This is a genomic window from Rheinheimera sp. (assembly GCF_030824435.1).
GTDB lineage: Bacteria > Pseudomonadota > Gammaproteobacteria > Enterobacterales > Alteromonadaceae > Pararheinheimera.
On sequence record NZ_JAVBXS010000053.1, the window covers coordinates 26,316 to 32,583 of the forward strand.

The following is a 6,268-nucleotide window of genomic DNA, read 5'->3' on the forward strand; positions in this document are numbered from 1 at the left end:
CCAGCTGAAGCTGGCTGCTGACATCAGCTGCAGATCAAAGTGCAAGCTAAAATGCACTCAAGGCTGATACAGTTTAAAAAACAATAAAAAACGGCGCCCAGGCGCCGTTTTTGTCAGATAAAACCAGCCACTGCCGGTTTAAGATTTCACTTAATAAGCGACGTCACGTTTTTCGATTAAATCTAACTGTACTTCCTGCACCAACGCAGATTCTGCCAGCGCTTTTTTCAGCTTTAACAGATTGGTATTGGCTTTGGCTTGTAACAACACCAGGCGATCATCGCCCGCAGTTTGTACCAGCGTTAAATCAAAGTCTTTTTGCAGTTGTGCCAGTTGTGAAGCGTCTTTAAGCAACACACTGACAATACCGCTGTAATGACCCAGTTCACCTGTCATGCGGTTTTTCACCACAGTACCAGGCACTATGTCAGTGCTTTGCACAAGCATGGGCGATACGCTGCGAACAACAACCTGTTCACCAAAGCTGGCAACCACATCCGCAGATTGTGCCTTGTGCGCTTCTACGACACGAAGTTCAGGCTGAACTTCATAAATAGGGCCACGCAGGCCTTTTTTAGTGGCAGGTTGGTTCTGTTCAGCTTGTTTGTTCAGTTGACGCAACTCTTTGTCTTGTTCAGTCGCAGTTGCAGGCAAAGCCATGCTGATAACCAGCAATGCCAAAGCAGATAATTTTGTGTTCATCGTTAATTCCTCGACTTAATGACCAAAGACGCGCAGTGCTACACCATCAACCTGAGAGGTTTCAGTGTTATTAACATAACCATCAACTTCCAGGATGCCGCCCGCTGATGCGTAATCTGCACCATTGACGTCCAGTACACGGATTTTCCAGGTACCTTTGGCCGATTCACCATAAAACGCGTTGCTTAACAGCACAGTGTCTTTGAGCAGATAACCCGGGTTATCTGAGAAGTCTGCATTTAAGGCCGGGTAAATCAGTGCTTGTTTTGATGACAATAACACGCTGCGGGTACCGGCAGGTGACGTCACTTCAATAGCTAAGTCGATACCAGCAGTGGTTTGAACTACACCATCAGCAGTTTCAATGCCGTAGCCATATTCAGGGTTGCTGATAGTAAATTTAAACTGCGCACCTTCCAGTTTGATATTTTCAGTCACTTCGATAGCTATTTCAGTACCGGTTATGCTGTTGTCAGGAACTTGTTGCGCCAGCGTTTGTTTGTTTTCAGCATAACTGCCTAAACCTTTCCAGGCGGACACTTTTTCTGCTGGTAAACCAGTGTGTTTTTTCGCCAAAGCTACTGCTTTGCCTGCGTCAACACGACCAAAACCATAGTTGTTGTTAAATTCATAACCTGCTTTGTTTTTCACCCAGCCCTGATGTGCGACAAAATCGCCGTCAGCTGTTTTCAGCGCCACAGTTTTATTGGCCGCGTCCACTTTGGTACTGGTTTGTACCAGAATGTCACGCACGTCACGATAGCTCAGGTTTGGATTTGCCGACAACATCAGGCTGACCACACCTGAAGCGTTTGGCGCTGCTGACGAAGTACCATTAAAGGTAGAGCTGTAGTTACAACTGGTGTTGTCCGGGTGGCCCGGGTTATTAAACGGGAAATAACCGGCAAAAAAGCCTGGCCAGTAAATTTTGTCGTAAGTATCAACACCAGTGAAGCTGCTGTAACCACGTAAACAGGTCATTTGATCTGTAGTGACCATGGCAGGAGCAAAGGTGCCGTATTCACCTGCTGGTGCAGAAACTAACAGGTTGGCACCAGCAGTAGAATAACTGGTATGGCGGCCATCAGAGTTGACTGCGGCAACTGTCATGTAATAAGGCGTGTTCTGGCTTGGTTCTAACGCGCCGTTGTAGCAGGTTAAACCCAGTGTATTGGCACCGTTGTCGTAACACAGGTCGGCATCGTATTCGTTGCCGTCCAGGAAAGAGTTACCAGCGGCTTTAACGTTCACCACACCTTTACCGGCACGCAGCACTTTGGCGCTGTAAGCCTGGATCAATTCAGACTGCTCACTGTAAGCAATAGCGGCAGGCACAGTAGTACCATAACTGCGGTTAAACACAGCCACAGGTTCGTTTATGCCAATGCCACTACCTGGGTGACCGTGAATTAACAATGTACTACGGGCACCTTGAGATGCCAGATAGTTCATACCGATCAATTGTGTATCTGGGGCCACACCACGACCACCTAAACCGTTCCAGCCTGTTGCAGCTATTAAACCTGCAACGCTGGTACCATGGTCGCCACCGGCGGCCATACTGGTTGGGTTGGTTGGGTCTGCAGCACCTTTAATCAGGTTTAACGAGCGGTTTGGTAAAACGTTTGATACCAAATCTTCATGGTTAATTTCCAGACCGCTGTCGACAACCACAGCAATGGTATTTTTACCTGTAGCGCCAAGTGCATAAGCACCCAGCACATTCATATCTTCATTCGGTTTTAATACTGAAGCATCAGCACGTTTAGCGGCGCGTGCATCAGCATCTTCTTTGGTCCAGCCAAGAATACGTTGTAATTGTAAAGAGTACTGTTCAATCAGGCTGTCGCTCATGGCATAAGCTTTTTGGCCTGTGTTACGTAAATGCCATTGTTGATCCGCCAATGGGTCAGTTTTGGCTGCACCAATTTTAATGGTGCCTACGCTGCTTTCTTTACCATCAGACAAGGTGTAGCTAAAAGTGGTCGCTTCCGGTTTTAAAGCCGTGTAGCTGAACTCAGGGCCTGTTAATACTAAATTACCGTTCTTTAATGCATATACGCCATTTTTGGGGCTGATGGCGGTGCCATTTTCACTGATCGTGGTGATAGTCAGTGGATCACCATCTACATCACTGGCAACTAATTTCCCCGTGATCGGAACCCAGACCAGGCCGCCGGCAAAACTTTCACTTTTTACGAATGGAGGTGTGTTTTTACTGCTGCTGCCGCCACATGCAGTCAGTGCAATCAGCACTGATGCAGAAATCAGCGTTCTTTTAAGTTGAAGCATGGTTATTCCCTGATTTTTATTGTCACTAAAAATATAAAGCGCATCCGATGCTAACACCGTGCCGGGATAATTTACTATTTTTTAATAAAAAAACTCAAATTAATTGATTAATAAACAAACAAAAAGCACCATTTAGGTGCTTTTTTATTCATATTTGTAGGTGTTATATGGAATTACAGTGGCTGTTGTTGGGTAATACAGTGCACATTACCGCCACCCAGCAGAATTTCCCGGCCAGGTACTGTCACCACCTGATGTTGTGGAAATACCTTGCTTAAGATCTCAACCGCAACTTTGTCCATCGGGTCGTCAAAGGTTGGCAATATCAGGCCGCCATTACATAAATAAAAGTTAATATAAGAGCCTGCCAGACGGGCTTCTGCTTCTCTTGGCGTTGCTGCGCCTGTTAAATCTACCGAAGCGTATTCTTCGGCTTTGGCCAATAAAGGGCCTGGTACCGGCAGTTTATGAATAATAAACTTACGGCCTTTGGCGTCAGTGCTGTTTTCCAGTACTTCCAACGCCGCTTTAGAGCGGGCATATTGTGGGTCGGACTCATCGTCAGTCCAGGCCAGCAGCACTTCGCCAGGGCGGACAAAACAACACATGTTATCCACATGGCCATCGGTTTCGTCGTTAAAAATGCCGTCTTCCAGCCAAATTACTTTGTCGATTCCAAGGTAATCACTGAGCTTTTGTTCAATCTGGCTTTTGGTTAAATGCGGGTTACGGTTTTTATTCAGCAAACACTCGGCTGTGGTTAATAAAGTGCCTTCACCGTCGGTATGAATAGCACCACCTTCCAGCACAAAACCTTCAGTACGGTAACGTGGTAAACCTTCCACATTCAGCACCTTTTGTGCCACCTGGTCGTCTTTATCCCATGGGAAATATAAACCGCCATCCAGGCCGCCCCAGGCGTTAAAAGTCCAGTCAACACCACGCACTTCTTTGCCATTGGTGACAAAAGTAGGGCCGGTATCACGGCACCAGGCGTCGTTATTGGACACTTCAATCACCCGGATTGGGTGATTGGTTGGCTCCATTGCCAGCTGCGCCTGGGCATTGGCAAACTGCTGCGCTGACGCCATCACTGTGACAGGCTCAAAACGGGCAATAGCACGAATCACAGCACAAAATGCCTGCTGCGCCGGCTTGGCACCTAAACGCCAGTTATCGGTGCGCTCCGGCCATACCAGCCAGCTTTGTTTATGAGTGGCCCATTCGGCCGGCATATAAAAACCATCAGCTCTTGGGGTGCTGGTTAAGGTACGATCTGAAATAAATCCGCTCACGTCAGGATCCTTATGCTGCTTCAGCTCCCTTAACAACAGAGAACTGCAAAAAGTATTCAGGCCAGAATATTCCGGCCTGATGTGTTTTTGGGTTGAGGTGCAGTTGCACCACGGCTGAACCCTTAGTTGCTGTTTTTTGGTACTGTTTTGCCGTCTTTGGTTAAAAGCGTGTCAAACAGGTCGATACGGCGGTCGCGGTATACACCCCAGCTGCGGCGGATATGCGCCAGCGCGTCTAAATCAAAGGTATGCACCAGTACAGCTTCACTCACTTCATCTGCTTCCTGCACCTTGGCACCAAACTGGTCGGCAATAAAAGTGCTGCCGTAGAAAGTAATCGAAAAATCCTGTTCAGTTTCAGTACCAATACGGTTAGAGGCAATGAGCGGCACCAGGTTGGCGGCTGCATGGCCTTGTTGGGTACGTTGCCAGTGATCGCGTGACGAAATAGTCGCGTCATGCGGTTCACTGCCAATGGCTGTTGGGTAAAACAGCAGCTCGGCACCCATTAATGCCATAGTGCGGGCACATTCAGGGAACCATTGATCCCAACAAATGCCGATACCAATTTTGGCATAAGCGGTGTCCCAGACTTTAAAGCCGGTGTCACCAGGCGTGAAATAGTATTTTTCGCTGTATCCAGGGCCATCAGGAATATGGCTTTTACGGTAAGTGCCAAGGTTTGAGCCATCAGCGTCAATCACAGCCACGCTGTTATACAGGCAGTTGCCAGCGCGCTCATAAAAACTGATTGGCAATACCACATTCAGCTCTTTGGCAATTTTAGTAAAGTGGGCAACAGCCTGGTTATTTTCCAGCGGAGTTGCAAACTCAAGGTATTCTGGTTTTTGCTTTTGGCAGAAGTAGTTGCGTTCGAACAACTCTTGCAACAGGATAATTTGTGCACCCTGAGCAGCGGCCTGGCGAACCAGTTTTTCGCCACGGGCAATATTTTCTTCCACATTCCAGCCACCCACCATCTGGGTCGCGGCAACTGTTACATTACGCATGCAAAGGTTCTCCAAGCCAAAATAAAAAAGGACACATTACTGTAGCCAGTTGTGCTGCCGGGCGCAAAATAACTGCATCAGCTATTGGCGTAAAAACTGTGGCAATACAACGACTGACTAAATGTGATTTGGGCGCGCAAAATGCCGGATTTTTCACCGGGCGTCAACGCATTTTTCCGCTGAATTTGTTGTGCTGGCAGGCGCTGCATCAGCATGGCATGAATATGCGAAATATCCGAATAAAGATGGTTTTTATATGCGTTTTTAGCTGAGCTGCTATGCAAAGCGGTCAGCGAAACAAACTGCGGGCACAACAGGTGAAGCTGCAGCTACAAACCCTGTGCGGCCTGACGCAGCGCAGGGTTTGTGTTTCTGTAGCTTATATTAAATAAGCTTATTCTTTGGCGAGTTTGGCAGCCAACAGCAATAACTCAGGCTGCAAACGGGTTTTATAGTTGATATGCACATAACTAAACTGCACTTCGGCTTTGCTATTCAGAATATAAACCGCCGGCACCGGCAATACTGCCTGGCCACTTTGATCATAAGTCAGCTCAATACCATAAGTGCCTTTGTATAAGGCTGTGGTTTTGGCGTCCAGATAATAAGCCAGACCAAAAGCTCGGGCCACATTGAGCTGTTGATCGGACAATAAACGATAATTCAGCGCCGCGTCTTTGGTGCTGGCCTGACTATCCGCCACAGCTTTTGGCGCTTGTGGGCTAATGGCAAGGAGCTGATAACCCAAAGCACTGAGTTTCGGTTCGATATCACGCAGGCCAGCCAGTTGCGTGTTGCAATAAGGGCACCAGCCACCACGGTAAAACACCAGAACTGTTGGTTTTTTGCCAAGTTCAGCCAGCAATTCCACTTTTTTCCCTTGTTGATCCAACAAAGTTGCTGCCGGCGCCGTCATGCCATTCAGTAAAGGTCTTACTGTTTGTGGGCTATCAGCGATGGCTGGAAGTG

The 6,268-nt window shown here is 47.7% G+C and carries 6 protein-coding genes; all 6 read right to left on the reverse strand.

All coding sequences use genetic code 11. The features are described from left to right. Window positions 1–150 precede the first annotated feature (150 nt). Window positions 151–702 carry a hypothetical protein gene (locus tag RCH83_RS11750; protein WP_306522263.1) on the reverse strand — a complete coding sequence of 184 codons (552 nt, stop codon included), beginning with the start codon at window positions 700–702 and terminating at the stop codon, window positions 151–153. A 15-nt stretch (window positions 703–717) separates the two neighbouring features. After that, complete coding sequence (locus RCH83_RS11755) at window positions 718–2,994, reverse strand: S8 family serine peptidase (protein WP_306522265.1); 2,277 nt, start codon at window positions 2,992–2,994, stop codon at window positions 718–720. A gap of 173 nt (window positions 2,995–3,167) precedes the next feature. Next, entirely contained in the window at window positions 3,168–4,289 is a 1,122-nt protein-coding gene (gene aguA, locus RCH83_RS11760) for an agmatine deiminase (RefSeq protein WP_306522268.1), read from the reverse strand. 122 nt (window positions 4,290–4,411) lie between these two features. Further along, window positions 4,412–5,299, reverse strand: a complete 888-nt coding sequence (gene aguB / locus RCH83_RS11765) for an N-carbamoylputrescine amidase (RefSeq protein WP_306522270.1) — start codon at window positions 5,297–5,299, stop codon at window positions 4,412–4,414. Between the two features lie 77 nt (window positions 5,300–5,376). Next, window positions 5,377–5,583, reverse strand: a complete 207-nt coding sequence (locus RCH83_RS11770; protein WP_306522273.1) for a hypothetical protein — start codon at window positions 5,581–5,583, stop codon at window positions 5,377–5,379. A gap of 110 nt (window positions 5,584–5,693) precedes the next feature. Continuing rightward, a partial coding sequence (locus RCH83_RS11775; protein WP_306522275.1) for a peroxiredoxin-like family protein occupies window positions 5,694–6,268 on the reverse strand: 575 nt, incomplete at its 5' end.

Coding starts and splice junctions, on each gene's coding strand:
- RCH83_RS11750 (WP_306522263.1), bottom strand. CDS start 702: ATGAACACAAAATTATCTGCTTTGGCATTGCTGGTTATCAGCATGGCT.
- RCH83_RS11755 (WP_306522265.1), bottom strand. CDS start 2,994: ATGCTTCAACTTAAAAGAACGCTGATTTCTGCATCAGTGCTGATTGCA.
- aguB (WP_306522270.1), bottom strand. CDS start 5,299: ATGCGTAATGTAACAGTTGCCGCGACCCAGATGGTGGGTGGCTGGAAT.